Source organism: Mesobacillus sp. AQ2 (assembly GCF_030122805.1).
Classification (GTDB): domain Bacteria; phylum Bacillota; class Bacilli; order Bacillales; family Cytobacillaceae; genus Mesobacillus; species Mesobacillus oceanisediminis_A.
In genome coordinates, this window is the sequence record NZ_CP126080.1 from 2,122,899 (window position 1) to 2,143,898 (window position 21,000).

General features: G+C 42.5%; 21 protein-coding genes and 1 pseudogene. 14 read left to right on the forward strand and 8 right to left on the reverse strand.

From position 1 onward, the window contains the following. Positions 1-132: 132 nt before the first annotated feature. Complete coding sequence (locus QNH36_RS10595; protein WP_144475875.1) at positions 133-645, reverse strand: ferritin-like domain-containing protein; 513 nt, start codon at positions 643-645, stop codon at positions 133-135. A gap of 139 nt (positions 646-784) precedes the next feature. Between QNH36_RS10595 and tatA the strand changes: the two genes are divergently transcribed. Next, a complete protein-coding gene (tatA, locus tag QNH36_RS10600) occupies positions 785-982 on the forward strand; it encodes a twin-arginine translocase TatA/TatE family subunit (RefSeq protein WP_144475874.1) in 198 nt (65 codons plus the stop codon). Positions 983-1,051: 69 nt separating this feature from the next. Here tatA and QNH36_RS10605 read toward each other — a convergent pair whose 3' ends face one another. Both QNH36_RS10605 and QNH36_RS10610 read right to left on the reverse strand, forming a co-directional pair. Continuing rightward, positions 1,052-1,345, reverse strand: a complete 294-nt coding sequence (locus tag QNH36_RS10605) for a hypothetical protein (protein ID WP_144475873.1) — start codon at positions 1,343-1,345, stop codon at positions 1,052-1,054. Positions 1,346-1,347: 2 nt separating this feature from the next. Beyond that, positions 1,348-2,643, reverse strand: a complete 1,296-nt coding sequence (locus tag QNH36_RS10610; RefSeq protein WP_283905165.1) for a TolB-like translocation protein — start codon at positions 2,641-2,643, stop codon at positions 1,348-1,350. Between the two features lie 238 nt (positions 2,644-2,881). Between QNH36_RS10610 and QNH36_RS10615 the strand changes: the two genes are divergently transcribed. The 5 genes from QNH36_RS10615 (at position 2,882) to QNH36_RS10635 (ending at position 8,528) form a co-directional block, all read left to right on the forward strand. After that, positions 2,882-3,139, forward strand: coding sequence for a hypothetical protein (locus QNH36_RS10615; RefSeq protein WP_283905166.1), 258 nt, complete (start codon positions 2,882-2,884; stop codon positions 3,137-3,139). Between the two features lie 620 nt (positions 3,140-3,759). After that, positions 3,760-4,227 (forward strand): hypothetical protein, encoded by a 468-nt coding sequence (locus QNH36_RS10620; protein ID WP_283905167.1) that lies wholly within the window; start codon positions 3,760-3,762, stop codon positions 4,225-4,227. Positions 4,228-4,536: 309 nt separating this feature from the next. Then, positions 4,537-5,310 (forward strand): TerC family protein, encoded by a 774-nt coding sequence (locus QNH36_RS10625; protein ID WP_251541639.1) that lies wholly within the window; start codon positions 4,537-4,539, stop codon positions 5,308-5,310. Positions 5,311-5,451: 141 nt separating this feature from the next. Further along, the gene (locus QNH36_RS10630) at positions 5,452-7,083 is read left to right on the forward strand and encodes an acetolactate synthase large subunit (protein ID WP_283905168.1); all 1,632 of its coding nucleotides are present in this window, start codon (positions 5,452-5,454) and stop codon (positions 7,081-7,083) included. 17 nt (positions 7,084-7,100) lie between these two features. Continuing rightward, entirely contained in the window at positions 7,101-8,528 is a 1,428-nt protein-coding gene (locus QNH36_RS10635; RefSeq protein ID WP_283905169.1) for an aldehyde dehydrogenase family protein, read from the forward strand. Between the two features lie 114 nt (positions 8,529-8,642). Here the strand turns inward: QNH36_RS10635 and QNH36_RS10640 are convergent, their stop codons facing one another. From QNH36_RS10640 to QNH36_RS10650, 3 genes are all read right to left on the reverse strand, one after another. After that, on the reverse strand, positions 8,643-9,401 hold the full coding sequence (locus QNH36_RS10640; RefSeq protein ID WP_283905170.1) for a nucleotidyltransferase domain-containing protein: 759 nt from the start codon (positions 9,399-9,401) through the stop codon (positions 8,643-8,645). Positions 9,402-9,405: 4 nt separating this feature from the next. Further along, positions 9,406-10,257 carry a patatin-like phospholipase family protein gene (locus tag QNH36_RS10645; RefSeq protein WP_283905171.1) on the reverse strand — a complete coding sequence of 284 codons (852 nt, stop codon included), beginning with the start codon at positions 10,255-10,257 and terminating at the stop codon, positions 9,406-9,408. A gap of 73 nt (positions 10,258-10,330) precedes the next feature. After that, positions 10,331-11,080, reverse strand: a complete 750-nt coding sequence (locus tag QNH36_RS10650) for an AAA family ATPase (RefSeq protein WP_283905172.1) — start codon at positions 11,078-11,080, stop codon at positions 10,331-10,333. A gap of 284 nt (positions 11,081-11,364) precedes the next feature. On the opposite strand from QNH36_RS10650, the gene QNH36_RS10655 reads away from it, so the two are divergent. From QNH36_RS10655 to QNH36_RS10675, 5 genes and pseudogenes are all read left to right on the forward strand, one after another. Beyond that, on the forward strand, positions 11,365-11,691 hold the full coding sequence (locus QNH36_RS10655) for a YnfA family protein (protein WP_283905395.1): 327 nt from the start codon (positions 11,365-11,367) through the stop codon (positions 11,689-11,691). A gap of 458 nt (positions 11,692-12,149) precedes the next feature. Next, a complete protein-coding gene (locus QNH36_RS10660; RefSeq protein ID WP_251541629.1) occupies positions 12,150-12,383 on the forward strand; it encodes a glutaredoxin family protein in 234 nt (77 codons plus the stop codon). A gap of 125 nt (positions 12,384-12,508) precedes the next feature. Then, on the forward strand, positions 12,509-13,054 hold the full coding sequence (gene lepB, locus QNH36_RS10665) for a signal peptidase I (RefSeq protein WP_144475862.1): 546 nt from the start codon (positions 12,509-12,511) through the stop codon (positions 13,052-13,054). Between the two features lie 234 nt (positions 13,055-13,288). After that, positions 13,289-13,525: pseudogene (locus QNH36_RS10670) on the forward strand (catalase); the annotation flags it as partial. A gap of 220 nt (positions 13,526-13,745) precedes the next feature. After that, a complete protein-coding gene (locus QNH36_RS10675; protein ID WP_283905173.1) occupies positions 13,746-14,762 on the forward strand; it encodes an STAS domain-containing protein in 1,017 nt (338 codons plus the stop codon). 357 nt (positions 14,763-15,119) lie between these two features. Here QNH36_RS10675 and QNH36_RS10680 read toward each other — a convergent pair whose 3' ends face one another. Then, positions 15,120-15,383 carry a hypothetical protein gene (locus QNH36_RS10680; RefSeq protein ID WP_283905174.1) on the reverse strand — a complete coding sequence of 88 codons (264 nt, stop codon included), beginning with the start codon at positions 15,381-15,383 and terminating at the stop codon, positions 15,120-15,122. Between the two features lie 198 nt (positions 15,384-15,581). Then, positions 15,582-16,373: a TIGR00266 family protein gene (locus QNH36_RS10685; RefSeq protein WP_144475856.1), complete on the reverse strand. Its 792-nt coding sequence runs from the start codon at positions 16,371-16,373 to the stop codon at positions 15,582-15,584. A gap of 356 nt (positions 16,374-16,729) precedes the next feature. Here QNH36_RS10685 and QNH36_RS10690 point away from each other — a divergent pair, with 356 nt between their 5' ends. From QNH36_RS10690 to QNH36_RS10700, 3 genes are all read left to right on the forward strand, one after another. Next, on the forward strand, positions 16,730-16,987 hold the full coding sequence (locus QNH36_RS10690; protein ID WP_481825323.1) for a heterocycloanthracin/sonorensin family bacteriocin: 258 nt from the start codon (positions 16,730-16,732) through the stop codon (positions 16,985-16,987). Between the two features lie 154 nt (positions 16,988-17,141). Continuing rightward, a complete protein-coding gene (locus tag QNH36_RS10695) occupies positions 17,142-19,043 on the forward strand; it encodes a putative thiazole-containing bacteriocin maturation protein (protein WP_283905175.1) in 1,902 nt (633 codons plus the stop codon). After that, positions 19,040-20,989, forward strand: a complete 1,950-nt coding sequence (locus QNH36_RS10700) for a TOMM precursor leader peptide-binding protein (RefSeq protein WP_283905176.1) — start codon at positions 19,040-19,042, stop codon at positions 20,987-20,989. Before QNH36_RS10695 ends, QNH36_RS10700 begins: the two co-directional genes overlap by 4 nt. Positions 20,990-21,000 lie beyond the last annotated feature (11 nt).

The following is a 21,000-nucleotide window of genomic DNA, read 5'->3' on the forward strand; positions in this document are numbered from 1 at the left end:
GTTAATTAGATGCGAACTCTTAGAATCCTCTATTTATTAGTATATTTTTCAGATAGAAATACAAAAAAGAGATGGGAGCCAGCTCCAATCTCCTTTCAATCCTGTTTATTTTTACAAAGAGTATAAGCCTTCTTAATTCCGCTCTGCGCCTGCTTGAAACGCTCTCAAATGGTTTTTAGAAGCATTCCCTAACTGGGTGAATACCGTTTTAGCGTCTTCAGGGAGGCCAGGTATCGTTTTAAGCTTATCATACATTGCGATGTTGTCGATTTCACCTTGAACCCCTTGGTTGAACGCATCTTTTAATGTTTCAGGCACTGTTACAAATTGTTTCGCATTATTTTCTGGAATTTGTTTATTATACTTCTGGAATAAAGCCAAAAGGGCATTAATATGCTGCTGCTCAGCTGCTTTGATATTGGTGAATGGCCTGATGCTGCCAAATTTCCCGATGACGGCATCATAACGGGCCTGGGCGAGGTATTCATCCTGGATTGCGTAAACAAGGGCTTCATCCAGTGTAATCGATGAATCCTGAAGTGCCCCCTTTGCTCCAAAGTCAGCTGGCAGCTGGGTTTGTGCCTGTGCAGTTCCGGCCATTCCCGCCATTAAAAATAAGCAAAAAAATATCGATCTCCATTTCATTTATATCTCTCCTTTTGAAAAAAATATCAACGTTATTCTTTGCCAAACAACGGATTTCATTCGTAGAAAAGAGTTTGGGTTCAAAACGCAAACGTTTTTCGTTATAATAGAAGTAACCTTTTTTAATAGGAGAGATAGAATGCTTTCAAATATAGGGTTTCCAGGGTTAATTCTCATCCTTGTGATTGCACTGATCATCTTTGGGCCAAACAAACTCCCTGAAATCGGACGAGCAGTCGGCAAGTCAATGAGGGAATTTAAGAATGCGACAGATGGAATAACAGATGAGATCAAAAAGGAATTCAGGGAAGACGATAAAGACCAAAAGAAAGATTAAAAAGCTGCCATTGGCAGCTTTTTTTGGTGTGTAAGAGTGTGAATATGGTTTGGTAATGATGCTTTCAAGTTACTTTCTGAAATAAAGATGAATCGAGGACAATAACACGACCAATCCATTCAATATATAAAGCCCGGTAAATATAACAGCCAGAGTCCCTGCACCCCAACCGGTGTCATCCCATGTAAAACCGAGATAGAGTGTGCTGAAAAAGATGATGGGTGTGCAAAGAAGAAAAAGTACACCGGCCAAAAGACGTTTTTTAATATTCCCTTGAGAAAGCTTCACCGCAATATAATTCCCCGTTCCGAATAGGGCAATGTTCAGCAAAATGGTCAAAATGGTACCTACAGAATCAGACATGATTACTTCGCTCCTTTACGATACAACTTCAGAATCAAGGCAAAGATGAACAAAACCGCACTGCATACCAATAGTGAGGCAGCAAGCATTCCGACGCCAATTCCCGCCCATGGATCCATCATAAATGCGAATACAAAGCTTGCGGCAACCGTCAGCATTCCGATTCCAAGACTAATTAATGCCGGTGTAAATACTTTTTTCGGCTTGATGTAGAGTGTGATCAACATGAATAGGACCGTATACAAGATACCTAGTGTCCAGCCGTTTACGGAATTATCAACTGCCTTCATCATCACAAAATTGTCCCTCTTAAGTTCAGGCAGTTTCAGCGCAATCTCTCTCAACTTCTTTGTTTCCAAGTCTACTGTCATCAATTTATATTCCTCTGGCTCCTTTGGCCAGTTGACATATTTCAGGAAGAGGATTTCTTTTTTATCGTTTAAAAAAACAGGTGAGACAACAGATGAATTTAAGTCTGTTAATCTTTGAGTGTCACCGTTCTTCAAATTCTTAAGATATAAATCATATTCAAACAGTGAAGAGTCCTTCGATTCCTCAGAAACCGTCGTGTAAGCGACCAATCCATTATCAGGTGAAATTTCCATATTGAAGTAATCCTTTGGCAATTCACTGCTGAAATCAGCCATATACACTCGACGATCTTCGAGATCAAAGGCGTTCGTATCATTGTAGTCCTTAAAAATCACTTGTTTGTCTTTTCCTGAGTAATAAAGACTCTCCATCGTATAAAAGTCCCTGTCAGTCAGCTGCTCCATTTCTGTGCCGTCAATTTTAACGGAGAAAAGGTCCAAACCATCCTGAGTTTCCCCTTCAGACTTGTTTACATTCTCAGCTGCTGTGCTGGCAAAGAAAACCGTCTGATTATCATCTGAAAAAATGGCCTCTGTTACATGCTGAGTGTTCCTGGAAAGCTTTTCAGGATTTGTGCCATCACTATTGGCAATGTAGAGAGACTGAATTCGGTTACGATTCTGTGATAAATACAAAATCTTCTTGCCATCAGGCGAAAATGTTGGCTGACGATGATACGCCTTAACCGGATTACTTACTCTATGGACATCCGATCCATCCATTTTGGCTGTATAAATTGCCTCACTGCCGTTGTTAAAAATAGAAAAGGCTATTTGCTGATCATCATTCGAGATAGCAATTTTGCTTCCAAGCCCAGTATGATATGTATAAACATCACGATCAGCAAATAAAAGATAACCAATACAGGCCACAAGTAACAAGGCGACAATTCCAATGCCACTCAAAAGCACTTCATTTTTATTCATTCATATCCCCCTTTTTAGAAATGTTTACCTTACATACAATATAGTGTAAAATTACACTCATGAAAAGGTTTTTTTAGGAAGATATTATTTTTTAATTTGAAACGGCAGGTAAGCTTTCATTTCTTATGGAAATACCGGATATTTAAGCAATCATTATTCATTTAATATTTATTAATGGGACAACTATGGCCATGGTAAAATAATGGGTGAGGGGATAATAAGCAGGGGGTGTACTGAAATGAATCCAAAGTTTCACCGAAGTGGTCATTCAAGTAAACGACGCCCAAGCAAGCGTGTTGTGACAGCTAAAAACGAAATACGAGCAGCCCGTTTGATAAATGAATTTGATGAAGATGATCATGACTGGCAAAGAGAAAGAAAACTGAAAGTTGTTCATCATTTTCATCCAAAAACAACATTAGAGCGCAACAATAAAGTGAGCCAATTAAAGCAAAAAAGAAGGCAAATGAATAAGTCACACCAGGAGGATTTTTAACTGTCTCACCTGAAATATAGCGAGGTGTTGCTGATTGCTAGCATTTGATAACACCTTGTTAGCGAAAGATGTCGGATATAGTCGATATATAGTAGGGGCTTGTAAAACCAGTCGATAAGACGGAGGGTTTGCTAATAGAGATATGATGGATAACCTTAGATCCATAGCCCATATAAAGGCACCTTCCATGCAAAAGATGCCCTTATGCAGGAGTTCTTTTAGCATGGAAGGTGCCATTGAAGCCAAAAGATGCCCTTATGCACGGATTTTGATACACATAAGGGCACCATTCAAGCCAAGAGATACCCTTATGCAGGGGTTTACACACACATAAGGGTGCCTCCTAAGCCGAAAGATGCCCTTATGCAGGGGTTCCCACACACATAAGGGCACCATTCAAGTCAAAAGATACCCTTATGAAAGGGTTCTCACACACATAAGGGTACCATTCAAGCCAAGAGATACCCTTATGCACGGATTCTGATCCACATAAGGGTACCATTCAAGCCAAGAGATACCCTTATGCACGGATTCTGATCCACATAAGGGTACCATTCAAGCCAAGAGATGCCCTTATGCAGGGGTTCCCACACACATAAGGGTACCTCCCAAGCCGAAAGATGCCCTTATGCAGGAGTTCTCACACATATAAGGGTACCATTCAAGTCAAAAGATACCTTTATGCAGGGGTTCTCTCACGCGCAACTTTAATTTATACAACACATTCTGAAAAAAATGATATAATTGGGAAGTCTGATAAAATTTTAAAAAGAGGTGTCATTTGTGGAGCTTGTTTTTTCCGCTATAACCTTTGTGTTCATCATCTCGACGGCGGGTTTTATCTGGAAAAACAGATCCAAAAGGCAGGGCAATGGGGCAATTGTGGGAATGATACTTTTATCCAGTTCATCGGTGCTCGTCGGTCTGGCATTAAAATCAAACTTTTCCTTTATATTTTACTGCTTGCAGCTCGTCCTTCTGGTGATGGCACTTGGTATGGCATTAAAGAAACAATCCAAGATACACAACTAAAAAAAGTTTGTGCAATATTTTGGACGAGCTTCTTTTTTGCTGAAAAAAAGAGATAATTGTTGAATATTTTTTCGGAAAAATATAGAGTATTATAGTCGATAATGTAAGTTTATCTATACCTTCTAAAAGGTATATTGAAATAGATAAATGTAGGTTACATAGAATGGGACTCTGTAAATTGTGCGGATTGCCCGAGGTTTTATGGGTCATTCTATTGATAACGACAAAAGAGGTTTCTGGGTTAGTTTTTCGATAAATTCTTCTTATTGCTTTAAAATGCTCTAGGCCTTGCAGCCCCAAAATGCGTATGTAAAGTGGATGAATTACGGAAAAAGCCTGGGTCCAATGAGGAAGGAGAGAGGTTTATGGAATCAATTTGGCTTGAATATGCCTGGGCATTATTAATTTTGATCGGTCTGGAAGGTTTGTTATCGGCTGACAATGCTCTAGTATTGGCAATCATCGCTAAACATTTACCTGATGATCAAAAGAAAAAGGCGATCAGCTATGGAATACTCATGGCGTTTGTCTTCCGCTTCGGTGCACTATTTGCGATTTCTTATATTGCAAATGTCTGGCAGGTACAGGCAATTGGAGCAGCGTATCTATTATACCTTGGATTAAAGCATGTCATCCAAGCTAAATTTGGTGCGAAAAATGAGGACATACATAAAGAGGATGAGAAAGAAGCAAGAGGATTGGGATTCTGGCCGACTGTGGGCAAAATCGGATTGGCAGACCTTGCCTTTGCAATTGACTCAATTCTTGCTGCAGTCGCGCTTGCACTAGGACTTCCGGACTCACCGCTAGGAAACTTTGGCGGTATGGATGGTGGTAAATTCCTCGTAGTACTTCTTGGGGGAGTCGCCGGCCTGATCCTGATCAAATATGCAGCAACCTGGTTTGTTAAGCTGCTGGATGAGCGCCCTGCATTGGAAACAACTGCTTATGCAATCGTTGCTTGGGTCGGTGTGAAGTTGGCCGTTATTACCCTTGCTCATGAGAAGATTGGTATTTTGGATCATGATTTCCCTCACAGTACATTATGGACAACTATCTTCTACAGTGTATTGGTAGCAATCGCCCTGATCGGCTGGTTTGCCCCAGGACAAAAATCCAAGGGTGAAGGACAAGCCTAAATCTAAATAAAACAAAAAAGTGCGTACATCCACCATGGGTGTACGCACTTTTTTTATTCGGGAGGCGTAACGTTTAATCGGGAACCTGCGTGGAATAGACAATTAGAGGATCATGGTAAATTCCATTTAAGGAGTGTTGATATGAAAGCCGCAGAATTACTGATCAAGTGTTTGGAACGTGAAGGTGTAGAATACATTTTCGGAGTTCCTGGAGAAGAAAATCTAGATATTATGGATGCGCTTCTTGATTCCAGTATTGAGTTCATCGTGACGAGGCATGAAACCAATGCCGCTTTCATGGCGGGGACATATGGAAGACTTACCGGTAAACCGGGAGTCTGCCTCGCGACGCTTGGACCAGGAGCAACGAACCTTTTGACAGGGGTGGCAAATTCAAATATGGACCACAGTCCGATTGTTGCCATTACTGGCCAAGCAGGTTTGGACCGACAGCACAAAATATCACATCAATATTATGATTTGGTCTCAATCTATGAACCTGTGACGAAATGGAATACACAGGTGAAAAAAGCAGAAATCATTCCAGAGGTGGTCAGAAAGGCATTTGATGTTGCTACAGGTGAAAAGCCTGGTGCCACACATATTGACCTGCCTGAGGATATTGCCGCGATGGATGTGGAGGGCAGTCCTCTTCAGATCATGGAACCGACAATAATGGAAGCGGGGGAACGGGTCATTAAGGACGCAGCACGGCTTATCGAACAGGCTAAGCACCCTTTGATCCTGGCAGGAATGGGAGTGGAAAGAGGACAGGCTGAGGATAGTCTCAGACGTCTAGCGGAAAAAGCAAATCTTCCCGTTGTTCATACGTTTATGGGTAAAGGAGCAATTTCCTGGAAAAACGACTTAAGCCTTTTGACAGCAGGTATCAGCGGCAAGGACTATATTACCTGTGGTTTTGAACAATCCGATTTAATCATTGCCGTTGGCTTTGACATGGCAGAATATCCGCCGAAAAACTGGAATCCAGATGGAGAAAGCCCTATTTTACACATCGACACAACTGAAGCTGAAACAGACGCGAATTATCCAGTGAAACACAGTGTCATAGGGGATATTAACGAAAACCTTAAACAATTGGAGAAAGTCACCACAGCCGGGGACAGAGAAAACAAATGGGTATCCCGTGTAAGGGAAAAAACATTGAATGAATTCCAATCCTACTCAGATGATTCAAGCTTCCCGGTAAAACCGCAAAAAATCATCAGTGACTTGAGATCAGTTATGAACGAAAAGGACATCGTCATCTCGGACGTTGGGGCACACAAAATGTGGATGGCGAGAATGTATCATACCTTTGAACCGAATACATGCCTGATTTCCAATGGCCTTGCTTCGATGGGAATTGCTGTTCCAGCTGCCATATCGGCCAAAATGGTGCACACAGAAAGGAATGTTGTTGCTGTGGTCGGTGACGGTGCCTTCCAAATGTCGAGTGCTGAGCTTGAAACAGCTGTCCGTCTAAATTTGCCGATCATTATTTTGTTATGGCGAGATGGCGGATACGGGCTCATTGAATGGAAACAAATGAAAGAGTTTAACAGATCCTCCAACATTAAGTTTGGTAATCCCGATTTTATTCAGCTTGCAAAATCGTATGGTTTTGAAGCGATTGGAATCGAAGAAGGCGGACAATTAAAGGATGCCATCAAGAAAGCAGTCGAAATGAATAAGCCGGTCTTGATCGATTGTCCAGTGGATTACAGTGAAAATATGAAGCTAACAGAGAAACTAGGTGAAATCTTATGCTAGGAAAAGGCGGTGATGTCATGAAAATTACTTCTATTATTAATGGAGTAGAACAGACAGAAAGCAACGGAGAGACGATGGCGGTTAGAAACCCCTTCACTGGTGAACTTGTAGCAGAAATGCAATTGGCAGATGAGGCACAAATGGAGGAAGCGATCGAAAACAGTGTCAAGGCTTTTAACAACACGATGAAAATGATGCCTGCCCATGAGAGGGCAGATATCCTGCTTAGGGCTGCACAGCTATTGGAGGATAAAAAGGAAGACTTTGCCCGGGTCGTTGCAATAGAAGCAGGAAAGCCGATAAAGCATAGCAGAGCCGAAATTCAGCGATCCATTCAGGTAATCCGGTTTTCAAGTGAACTTTCAAAGCATATGACAGGAGAAGTGCTGCCAATGGATGCTGCACTTCGCGGCGACCAGCGTATGGGAATGGTGAAGCGGGTGCCGATGGGGGTAATTGGTGCAATTACCCCTTTCAATTTCCCGTTGAATTTATCGCTGCATAAAATTGCTCCGGCAATTGCAGCCGGGAATACGGTGATTTTTAAACCGGCAGAAAAAACCCCAGTTTCAGCATATATGCTGACGAAGCTCTTCCATGAAGCGGGGTTGCCGGATGGAGTACTGAACCTGGTGCTCAGTACTGGAAAAGTGGCAGGTTCAACCCTTGTCCCTCATAAAAAGGTCCCGAAAATCACTTTTACCGGAAGTCTGACGGTCGGAAAAATTATCCGAGATACGGCTGGTTTCAAGAAGGTCACAATGGAGCTTGGTTCGAATTCGCCGAATATTGTTTTTGAGGACGCGGAAATTGATGATGCCGTTGAAAGATTGGTGAATGCTGCATTTGGCTACTCAGGGCAAGTTTGTGTTTCAGCACAGAGGATTTATGTACAGGAAGAAGTTTATGATGAGTTCCTTATGAAGTATAAAGAGGCAACGGAACAGCTGAAGATTGGTGATCCGCTGGATGAGGAAACGGACTTCGGCCCAATGATTGACGAGGATGCTGCTGAGAGAATCCAAGAATGGGTAGAAGAAGCAAGAGAACAGGGAGCAACAATTGAAACTGGAGGTGAGCGAAAAGGAACAATCGTGTACCCAACGATTATCACGAATGTCAAAAAGGAGATGAAGGTCGTAACAGAAGAAGCGTTCGCTCCGATTGTCACCGTAATGCCGTTTAGGACCGAGGATGAAGCGATTGAAAATACAAATGACTCCATTTACGGTCTGCAGGCCGGGGTTTTCACAAAGGACATAAGCCGTGCTTACCGGGTAGCTGATAAACTGGAAATGGGCGGTGTCTGGATCAATGAAGCCTCCGTCTATCGTCAGGACAATTATCCATATGGCGGTGTAAAACTCAGCGGGCTCGGCAGGGAAGGCGTAAAATATGCAATCGAGGAAATGACTGAACTGAAATTCATAGGAGTCAGGCTTTAAGGTGAAGGACCACTCTCCAACGATGGAGAGTGGTCGTTTTTTTAGGTGCATAGATGTGGGGCGGGGACCACTGGAGCCTGCTGGCAAGCAATTTGAAGCCAGCAGGATCAATGGTCAACACACCACCATTAGCTTCCACAGCGGGTAGATTTTATCAGGATTGCCGACTTCATTAAGAATCCAGTCAGATTCTTTTTTCAATAGGTCACGGAGAAGTACACATGCAATCTGATGTTTTTGCGGAGTGAGGTTTTCCTGTATTTGACGGACGTTCTCAATAATGGCATCTGGGAGTGAGGACTCTAAAGCCTTCAGACCCAACTGTGCTCGTTCCGGTCGATACCTGTGAAGCAGCACTTTCGCAAGGTGAGTCATCACATGATTGAGCATATTCACCGACCATAAATCATTGCCGCGGACAGATGACTTTTTGTACTGAAATAGAAACCAGGCTATATCATCGACCGCGACCTGAAATTCTTCTGGAGATAAACGAAGAGTTTGGGAAGCTTTAAATCTTTCCAGCCGATTATACGGGTCATAGATTACTTTGAAATAGTCCTTTTCAACAAAAATCTCCTCGGTAACCGTAAATAAATCAACGTGCAGCATATTTTCATACACTGCTATAATCTGCGGGGCGATGATATAAATATCATCATAAAAAAGCAACTTTCCGTAGGTTTCTAGATGATCGATTCGGCTCAAAAGGAAATCTGAGAGGTCATCTTGGTCAACAAGGCAGTATAGATCAAGATCAGAATGTTCATCCTGCTCTCCTCGTCCTACAGAACCCTTCACAAAGATGGCTTGAATTCTTTTATCCTTAACAAGGCTGTTTGTCAAAATTTCCAGAGCTTCAGTAACCTTCATCGAATCACGCACCTAACCAGTCATTTACCTGGGCGAATTTTTCCTTCGCGTCTTCATAGCCCACTTCATACAACTGTGTCAGTTTATCTGGATTTCGTTCTACACGGCCAACCTTGAGATTCATTGATGGCCTGATGACGATCACTTCATTTTTCGCTTCAAGAGCTTCGATGTAATCGAGCGTTTCATTGTACATTTTATAGCGTGTTTCAAGCGCTTGGTGCAGGCCTTTGAAGTCTTTATACACATAACGCGGCAGCCAAGAAAAGGAGGACTTTTTCTTCCGGTATCCTTTTGGCTTCGTCAGTACGATCACGCTTTTTTGGACTCCATCTGTCATTGCTTTCCTGATAGGAATCGGATCGGATATTCCGCCATCCATAAGGGTTTTTCCCCTAAACTCAATCGCAGGTGCCATGAATGGAAGCGTGCTGGAAGCTCTGATGATTTTAAGAATATCCTCTGGCACATCATTTTTATTAAAATAAACAGGTTCGCCAGTGAAGCAATCTGTCGTACCAATCAGAAAGGTTTCCGCGGCAGTGTTGAATGTCTCGAAATCAAAGGGTACCAGCTCGTTTGGAAGCTTATCAAATATAAAATCCATCCCAAACAGTTCTTTTTTTAACAACAAATTTCTATAAGAAATATAATCTTGATGTGTCACATAATCAATCGTCACTTGCTTATTTCTCCCTGGCTGTCTGGCAATATATGAAGAGCCCTGGCACGCACCGGCAGAAACGCCGATGATATATGGGAAAAATAAATCATTTTCTAAAAAATATTCAAGTACCCCAGCCGTGTAGACACCTCTCATGCCTCCACCTTCAAGGATCAAACCACTGCTATACACTCCAATTCCCCCCTGGAATTTTATTTCTTTTTTACATTTTAACACAGGCTATTCAGGATTAATTCCAGGATGATTACTCACTCAGAAGGTGATGGATCATCCTTGATTTGTCTTCGAAAAATTGCTTCATGATCCGGTAATGATTCGTCTCTTCCAAATCTCTTTTAAAAATACCTTCATCACTGAATTCATATATCGTGGCATCAGGATAAGCCATGATTATCGGGGAGTGAGTAGCAATAATCAACTGGGAGTTTTCCTTAACAAGATCATGTATTCGGGTCAGCATCGACATTTGCCTTAACGGGGAAAGAGCCGCTTCTGGCTCGTCCAATATGTATAGACCATTTCCGCGAAAGCGGTGAAGGAAGGTTGAGAAAAAAGCCTCACCATGTGACTGCTCGTGGAGAGACTGCCCGCCAAACGAATGAATGACCTTTGGACCTCCCATAACTTCACGATCCATTTCTTCAATATTAGAAGCAACATTATAAAAACTCTCCGCACGGAGGAAAAATCCATCCTGTGGCCGTTCCACTCCTTTTACGATCCGCAGGTAATTCCCCAGCTCTGAGTGGGAGTCATAGGTGGAAAAATTGAAATTATACGAACCACCCTCAGCATTAAAGCCAAGACCCACTGCAATCGCTTCAAGCAAAGTCGATTTACCCATCCCATTTTCACCAATCAAAAATGTCACCTTTGGATGTAAATCTATCTCATCCAAATTTTTAAAGCTGGGGAGATTAAATGGGTATGAATGAAATGAAGGTACTTCATCCACTTTCAAACTGACACTTCGAACATACTGCCAATTCAGCATAAGTACCCCGCCTTAACAGTTTTCCTTATTTTATCATGAATAGAATTGAAACTGGAAAAAACGCATGAAATTTCCAATTTGCTATAAAAATGAAAAAGTTGCTATAAAAAGCCTAAACTCGCTATAAAAATGAAAAAGTCGCTATAAAAAAGAAAAACTCGCTATAAAAAAGAAAAACTCGCTATATAATCAATTTTTCCGCTATATAACATTATGCAGCGATGTCGTCGAAGCATATTTTTTAGTTATAATACAGTTACAAACACAATTAGGAAGTGATAATCATCTTTAGTGCCATTATATTGTTCATTTTAGCGGGAATTGCTGAGATTGGCGGCGGATATTTGATCTGGCTGTGGCTGAGGGAAGGAAAACCACTTTATTGGGGAATCGGTGGCGGATTCGCGCTCGCTATATATGGAGTCATCGCCACATTCCAGGCCTTCCCGTCGTTCGGAAGAGTATACGCTGCATACGGAGGGGTATTCATTATTCTGTCCGTATTATGGGGATGGGGAATCGATAAGAAAACTCCAGATTTATACGATTGGATTGGCGCGGCAATTTGCCTGGTAGGAGTATCTGTGATGCTGATGGCACCAAGACAATAACCATTCGATGCTTATACATAAGTAGTTTTTAAACTGGTAACATGCCAGCATAAACATAGCAATCAAGTCATTCTCATTATTTTGATGGATGGAAGATGAAAAAGAAACTCACGATATTGGATAAGCTGCAAATCGTATTGGGAATTAGTGCTGCGGTGGTAATGATCCAGCATTGATAAACGAATCTTATCCCTGGCATTTTAAGATCAGGCCTATCTGATGGCTCTTAATATAATACAATTAGGGATGCAGGGGAAAATCAGGTTTTTCTCACAATATTATTGTTTTTGCCTCGCTCATCATCGTTCTTGCCGTGATGTAAACGATACCTCCCATCCTGTTTTTTTTCGTGGAAATAGGGAAAAACAATGGTATCCCGGTGCATCTTTTTTGCAAAAATTTAGCATAACTGGGATAATACATTATAGGGTATAACAAACTTTAAGGAGGCATTTAAAATGAATGATATTACAGTTTACACAACAAACACTTGACCTTACTGCACAATGATGAAACAATTCCTTGAGGGTCAAGGATTAAACTACAAAGAAGTTAATGTACAATACGATCAACAAGCTGCACAGAAGCTGGTTGAAGAAACTGGGCAGATGGGTGTGCCGCAAACGAAAGTGAATGGCAACTGGGTTCTTGGTTTTGACCCGGATACGCTCATGCAGTATGTGAATAAATAAGTTTTAAACAACAAAAAGGGGCTTCGGCCTCTTTTTTTTGTAAAAATTGATATAATGGAAAGAAGGAATTCCATGCTAGTATGTGGAAGCTCTTAAAGATTAAAATTTAGAGAGGATGCAGTTCTATGGTAAAACAGCGAAATGAACTTTGGGAATGGATAAAGGCTTTCCTGATTGCAATATTATTGGCATTTGTTATACGTGCCTTTCTCTTTACTCCAATTGAAGTAAAAGGTGCTTCCATGGAACCAACTCTGCATAACGAAGAGAGGATGTTCGTCACAAAGGTCGGTGAACCTAAACGGTTTGATATTGTCGTTTTCCATGCAACCGAGGAGAAGGATTACATTAAAAGGGTGATCGGGTTGCCAGGTGACCGTGTAGAATATAAAAACGACGTCCTTTATATAAATGGAAAGCCATATGATGAGCCGTATTTGGATGACATCAAAAAGCAATTGATTGATGGGCCGCTGACAGGATCGTTTACCTTGGAAGAGACCGCTGTTGGAGCTGAAGTTGTACCTGAAGGCCATGTTTTTGTAATGGGCGACAACAGAAGGAACAGTAAAGACAGCCGCCACATCGGAGCCGTCCCAATTGAAAATATCGTAGGAACAACAAAGGTCGTTTTTTACCCGTTTAAAGAAATGAAGATTATTGGTGATTAATATATTTTAAAGCCCAGCGCATTGATCAATGGATCGATGCGTTTTTTCTTGGTTTAGGGTGTTGCTCAAAGGTCATTGGACGAGTGGTGATTTAACTAGAAGGTCTCGTGGTATAGAGTGGTTGGAAAGAGAAAAACATCCCCCTTGGTACATACTGATAAATGTTTTTCATAGTAACCGAAATGGGTTATTATTGACGGCTTTCTTACACTGCATAAATTTTCCCAAACTGCATGTAGTAAAAAGATTCAGGATGCCATGATCGAGCACTTCACTCAAGCTGATGAAGATTACGGCCGCCGTGTAAAAGAGGGGATTGAAAAAAGAACGAAAGAAGTGGAAGCTATGTCGAATGAAGATAATGTGCCTGGCCGTGAATCAGGCAAATCAAAATATGGCCATGGATCACTGTCAGCCAATGAAGCAGCAAAAGAAGCTGTTCAGAAAAGCCACGAATCTGATCCATATTAATAGTTGAAGGCTGCATAGGGGAATCCTGTGCAGCCTTTTTATCTTATTGAAAAAAGAGTTGTTGAGACCACTGACCCTTTTGTTCAAAAAAAAATTTGAGTATATTTGATTACAGAAAAAATTACAAATTTGCAGGAAATTAGGATGTTTAAGCCGAAATATAATTGATAATAAATCTCAATGTACATTTTACATAATCTATGACTAGTGAGGGATTTAAATGGAGATGCAAAAGGATCTTATTGTCGGCGGCGTAGAACTTAAATGGGACTTAAACTCAGGTCAAGTATTGTTCGAGGGTGGGGACGTTGTTTTTTTCTGGGTGTCTGCAATGAAAACGTTCTTTGACACAATCAATGAAATTACAGGTGAAGAAGCAACAAACCTTGTACTAGAGGCCACTGGTTTCCGACAGGGCATCATCGTTGGTGAAGGATTCAAGGAAATGAAGGAAATCAATACATCCAATGTTGTGGAATGGCTGTCAAATACATATGTACCAGCAGGATGGGGATACGTAAGTGTTGAGGAAATGAATGTAAATACAAAAAACTTCACCTTATATATTCAAGATGACTGGGAATACAAAATGAACAAATTGGGTTCCGAGGAAAAGCAGGGTATTTTCGTTCCTGCGCATTATGCTGGGGTTTTTACAGGATTATTCGGAAGTAACTTCTGGTATAAGATCATTAAATACCAAAATGAATCCAATCCATATACAGTTGTGGAATACTTCCCATCTGTCATGAGTATTCAACAAAACATACGTAGGTTGGCAAGTAGACAAGAAGATAAACATATCCAGGAATTAGAGAGCCTGGTAGCCGAAAAAACGAATATGCTCCAGGATCTGGTAAAGGAGTTATCCTCTCCGATGATTCCAGTGCTTGAGGGTATAGTCGTCGTTCCATTGATTGGCAGATATGATGAGAACCGTGCAGAGGATTTGATTAACAACACATTGAATAATCTGCCAAAGTATCATACAAGATACGTTTTACTTGATCTCACAGGTTTGAACAAGGACATATCCCCATACACTGCAGAGTTGATAGATAAGCTTGGTTCAGCTGCCAGATTGTTAGGTGTGGAAGTCATTCTTGTAGGGATTTCCGCCGAACTGGCAATGGTGATCACCGAAACAATGACCAGACTGAAAAAATATGAATGCCTCCAGACCCTTCAGCACGGAATCTATTACGCTCTAGGTAAAAGCGGTAAAAGCATTGTATAGAGGCGAAGCACTTGAGTAATCAAGTGCTTTTTTAAAATGGGGGGATTTATCCTCCTATTGTTCCATCGTTTAGGAAGGGAGCCGGTGAAGAGAAGAGGCTATCGGACAAACAAAAGGGAAAAGCGAGAGAAAGCGTCCGATAGAAGATCTTCGTTATATTGGACACTAAATGGGATAGATTTGTTAGGTCACGTGCTTGATACGAATACAGCAACACCTTTAATGTTTATAATAATTACTCAAAAACGCTTACTGAATAGCATCGTCTATAACTTTAAGAGGGAATAATGGAAGGTGCTATATGAAAAGAATAAGCTCAGGGACAAAAATCTCTGAGCTTTTTACCATTCTATCGTATCATAATTTGAGCATCAGTTGCTTGTCTGATAGCTGGTTTTTCAAGGTTAATAGATTTGGGAATGGGTCTTCCTCGGAAACCCCAAGTTCGAATATAGAATCAGTGATTTCAGTTAGAAGAGAAGTGTCATTCACACCTTCCAGGAAAAGCTTGAACTCCTGGTAGATTGACTGTTTTTGAGGTTCTAAGAGGTTCGAATTAAAATAAAGCTCGTCCAGTTCCAGGTAAATAAAAGATCTTTGTGATTCAGCGATTTTACTCATTTATTACCACCCCTGATCTTTTGATTATAGTGAATCTATTACTATTGTATGGAACAGTTGTTCTGTTTGTAAACTGATAATTTAAATTATTCTAAATCTATTTTAATGAATAATCTATTAGAATGTGGTTTCGGACAAAACCCATGCTCGCCAACAGGGATTTTGTCCGAACTATAAAAACTTTCCGTGCTTTATTAATCAATCGCCATCCAGCATACGGAAGACTCCGCCGAGTACACTGCCTTCACCTTTGTTTTGCCCTCCGCCTTGAGGTGCTGCGGCAAAGACTCTGCTTGCAAGTCGGCTGAAGGGAAGGGATTGGATCCATACAGTGCCTGGTCCTCTCAGTGTAGCGAAGAATAACCCTTCTCCGCCAAATAGGGCCGTTTTGACTCCTTTTACCATTTCGATGTTATAATCCACATTACTTGTCATCGCTACCAGACAGCCGGTGTCGACGCGGATGACATCTCCTGCCTGGAGTTCTTTCTTATGTATTGTTCCGCCAGCATGGACAAATGCCATTCCGTCTCCTTCAAGCTTTTGCATGATGAAACCTTCCCCGCCGAAGAAACCGGCTCCAAGCTTCCTCTGGAACTCAACTCCGACAGATACTCCTTTTGCAGCAGCCAGGAAAGCGTCTTTTTGGCAAATGATTTTTCCGCCTAGCTCGCTCAAATCCATCGGAATGATTTTTCCTGGGTAAGGAGAAGCAAAGGAAACATGCTTTTTGTCGTGTCCAGTATTGGTGAAGGTTGTCATAAAAAGGCTCTCGCCAGTCAGCAGGCGTTTACCGGCGCCGAACAGCTTGCCAACTAGACCGCCGCCATTTCCGGAGCCATCCCCAAAAATCGTTTCCATTTCAATTTGCTGATCCATCATCATCAGACTTCCAGCTTCGGCGACAACCGTTTCACTCGGATCTAGCTCAACCTCAACAAACTGCATGTCGTCCCCGTAAATTTTGTAATCAATTTCATGATCCCTCATTTGTTTACCTCCAAAATGAATAAATTTTATAGCTCTATTGTACATCTTTGCTACGTCGTTTGCAGAATATTTTGTAGTGAAAAACTCAACTACTACAGGTGTTTGCTTTGGTTTTGCGTACCTAACTTATTGCCCACAACTTCCTCTTTTTCCCTTCACCACACAAAATAGGCTTTTGTATATGTGACAAAGGCCCTTTTGTCTACATAAATTGTTGAAGAGTATTAATTATTGTTTGCATCTTATCTACAGGAATATTTCTTGTTATGCTTTTTGTTTTTTGTTGTGTAGAACGGCCCTTTATTATTTCGAGGAGGTAAAGAAAAATGATGAATGATTTTCATAATGAGCTGCAAATGTTGAATGTTGGTGATTTCCAGGCAACTCAACCTGTCAGCTGGGATCAGAACATGTATCATGCAGGGGATGAGCGTTTTCTAGGTTTGGGCTTAGGCGGCTTTGGCGGATGTTTCGGTTTCTCTTGCTTCTTCAGCTGCTTTGGCTGCGGAGGTTTCCGTTGTGGCGGCTGTTTCCGCTGTGGCGGATGTGGCGGTTGCTTCCGTTGCGGAGGCTGCGGTCGATGCGGCGGTTGTGGCCGGTGCCATCGGGGTTAAAATAATATAGCTGGTAAAAAAAGCTCCTGCAAAATGAATTGCAGGAGCTTTTGTTATTCCCAGATGAGACATAAGGGACAAATTGAGATACATACGATGATAATGCGAGGTAATTAGGCAGAGCGGGGGCTGGAAAAGCCTAAGGAGGAGTGAAATGGAAAAATTGGATCCTTGCATGCGTTTGAAGGTGAAGAGGGATACGTTTTATCTCTCTGAACCTAACAGGGGAGTGTATTTACGTAATAACTCTTGTTCCTTCCGTCTTGAGGGAATCGGGATTGAACAGTGGGTTGAGAAGCTTTTGCCGATGTTTAATGGGAAGTATTCACTTGAAAAATTGACTGACGGGCTGCCCGGGCCTTATAGGGAGCGTGTCTTTCAAATTGCGGAGGTTCTTTTAGAGAATGGCTTTGTACGGGATGCTGCAAAGGATGATTCCCATACGCTATCTGAGGAAGTTATCAAAAAATTCGCCTCGCAAATCGAGTTTGTTGACAATTTGGCCGGCTCCGGGGCTGCAAGGTTCCAGAAATTCCGCGATTCAAATGTCCTTGCGGTTGGCTCAGGGCCGATGTTAAATTCGCTGGTATCTTCTTTACTGGAATCTGGCCTGAAAGAACTGAATGTCATGATTACAAGTGAAGTTCATACAAACAGAAAAAGACTTGCGGAGCTGGTGGCACATGCCCATAAAACAGATTCCGAGGTGGCGTACCAGGAACTGCAGGTAAAAGAAGAGAACTGGCGTGAGCTGCGGAGTTCGTTTGACCATATCCTTTATGTATCACAAGGAGGCAATCAGGAAGAATTAAAGATGTGGCAAAACATTTGCAGGGATGAGAAAAAAACATTCCTTCCAGCTATAATTCTTAAAAATAAAGGCTTGGCTGGCCCAATATTTAATCCAGGTTCAGAGGTATGCTGGGAGTCAGCCTGGAGACGGTTACATTCCGCTGTTTTTGAACAAGAACAGGGAGTCCCTTCAGCTTCATTGACAACAGGAGCATTGCTGGCGAACGTGGTCACTTTTGAATTATTTAAAGATCTTGCTGGCGTCACAAAGGCTGAACAAAAAAACCGGATTTTTCTGCTGGATTTAGAGACACTTGAAGGAAGCTGGCATTCATTTTTTCCTCATCCATTGGAAACGAGAGTCTCCACCCTGGAAAAGATAGAAACCCTGGAGTTCCGGCTAGGAGAGAACCAAAGTACTGCAGAAACGGAAAGGCTTTTCCAATACTTTAGCTTATTGACTTCCAAGGGGACCGGGATCTTGCATGTCTGGGAGGAAGCGGACCTGAAGCAACTTCCACTGGCACAATGTCGTGTTCAAGCAGCCAATCCGCTGTCTGAAGGTCCGGCCGAATTGTTGGAATCGCGAGTATGCAGTGGTTTTACCCATGAAGAGGCACGAATAGAAGCGGCTTTATCGGGAATTGAAGATTATGCAGCAAGAATGGCGGGTTTGCTTCATAATGAGGAGTTTATGGGTGTCGGCGCAGGAGAAACCTTTGCGGAAGCAGTTGGCCGCGGTTTGCAAAAATGTCTGTCCGAGAAGTTGAATAATCGAAGAGATGGCCAAAAAGAATTGATAAGTCTTGTGGACGTTGAGCAACTTGAAGATAATCGTTGTCGTTTCTATATTACTGCTCTTTCGACAATGCAGGGTGCACCGAGAGTAGGAATAGGAAAGGACATTAACGGTTTTCCTGTTTTCTGGGTTGGAACGAGCAAAGGCTGGTATGGCAATATTGATTTGAATGGAACAATGGCATTTAGAAACGCTTTGCAGAATGCATTATACGATTTTCAAAACGATGTTAACGGTGATTGCCTTCAAGATTCTGAAGTGCAGCTTGAAGAGTGGCAAAAACAAACCATCACGATTCATGATTGTCCAGAAAGAATCCAGACGGAGACCATGTATGCAGCTTTGGATGTCCTGAAAGAGAACGGAACGGGGCTGTCAGTCTTTGACTTGCGGATTGACCCGATATTTAATCAGCAACTCAATGGGCTGGTTGGTGTATTGCTGCGAGAGGAGGGAGTGAATTGAGTTCCTTCGTAGTAATAATTGGAGAAGGCAGGCTTGCTGAACGTGTGGGGGAAGAATTATCAACCCGTTACCAGGTATTTAGACGGACTGATTTTGAAAATAGCCTTCCCGCAAATTCGGAGTTGATCCTTGTATTGCACGATGCATGGAATCCCACTGCCCATCAAGAGGCTGAAGAAACAATGAAAATGACAGGGAGCGCATGGCTCCGGGGTTTTGTTTCATTTGGAGAAGGAATTGCAGGCCCTCTCGTTCGCCCAGATACTCCAGGATGTTCACAATGTGCCGATCTGAGAAGGCTGCTTGGGGGCCAGGAACGAAGTGAAATGCAGGCAGTGAAGGAAAAGCTGGCTGCTGAAGAAGGGATGACAAGGGATCCATGGGCCTCACAAAACGGAGTCTTACAGCTCGCGCATGTAATCGTGCAGGAGACAGATAAGATCCTTGCAGGGAAAAAGTCTAAGCTCGAGGGAAGGATGTATTTTACCGACCTAAAGACATTAAATGGATCGTGGCATTCTTTCCTTGCTGATTCTCTGTGCCCGGTATGCAGCCCAATTCCTGAGGATTCGGCTGAACTCGCAAAAATTTCGTTAAAAGCAAGTCCAAAAATCAGCCCCGGCAGCTACCGCACTACTCCGCTGGATGAATTAAAGGAAGTTCTCTATGCGGACTACTTTGACAACCGGACAGGACTGTTAAACAGCAAAATGTACGATCTTGTTACTCCATTCGCTGATTCGAGTGTCAATCTGCCGATGATCTCAGGGGGCAACGAAGGCACAGCTGGAAGGACACAATGCTATGCAGATAGTGAACTGACTGCGATATTGGAGGGCCTTGAACGCCATTGCGGACTTGAACCTCGTGGGAAACGCCCAGTTATTCATGACAGTTACCGAAACTTAGAGGCACAGGCATTGAACCCTTTAGAAGTTGGCGTCCACGCGGATGAGCAATATGAAAAGCCCGGGTTTCCATTTCAGAAGTTTGATCCTGATCGGCCGATGGATTGGGTTTGGGGTTATTCTTTGACAGAAGAGCGGCCAATCCTTGTGCCTGAACTGCTCTCCTATTATAGCCTGGGATGCGGGTCAGCGGGATTTGTCTATGAAACTTCCAATGGCTGTGCCCTTGGAGGGAGCATGGAAGAGGCAATTTTTTTTGGCATCATGGAGGTTGTTGAGCGAGATTCCTTCCTTCTATCCTGGTATGCAAAGCTGAACTTGTCCCGCCTTGATCCTTTTTCAGCAGAAGACGAAGAATTGCAATTAATGGCAGAGCGAATGCGTGCGGTAGCTGGTTATGATTTGCTTTTGTATAACGCTACGATGGAGCATGGCATACCAAGCGTCTGGGCAATGGCGAAGAACCTGAAGGGGAAGGGATTGAACATCATCTGTGCTGCAGGGGCCCATCTTGATCCAGTGAAGGCTGCCAAAAGTGCGATCCAGGAGCTTGCGGGGATGATGCTCAATCTTGATGGGAAACTCGAAGAGAACAAGGAAAAGTATTTACAAATGCTTGAGGATGATTATCTTGTGCGGCAAATGGATGACCATGGAATGCTATACGGACTGCCACAGTCCGAAGAGCGTTTGGCCTTCCTGCTTGATGACAACTATTCGATGGAAAGTTTTCGTGATGCATTTACCTGGGAATCCCGTTCAGATGACCTGACCGAAGATTTAAAGGATGTTCTCGGGAAATTTCGTCAAATAGGACTCAAAGTCATCGTTGTCGACCAGACTCCGCCAGAACTTAGGAAAAATGGGCTTTATTGTGTGAAAGTGATGATACCTGGAATGTTGCCAATGACTTTCGGGCACCATCTGACCCGACTCAAAGGGCTTGATCGGGTGCTCTATGTCCCTATGCAGCTTGGTTTTAAGAAAGAACCATTGACATATGAAGAACTAAACCACTTGCCGCATCCGTTCCCATAGGAGGTGCGAAA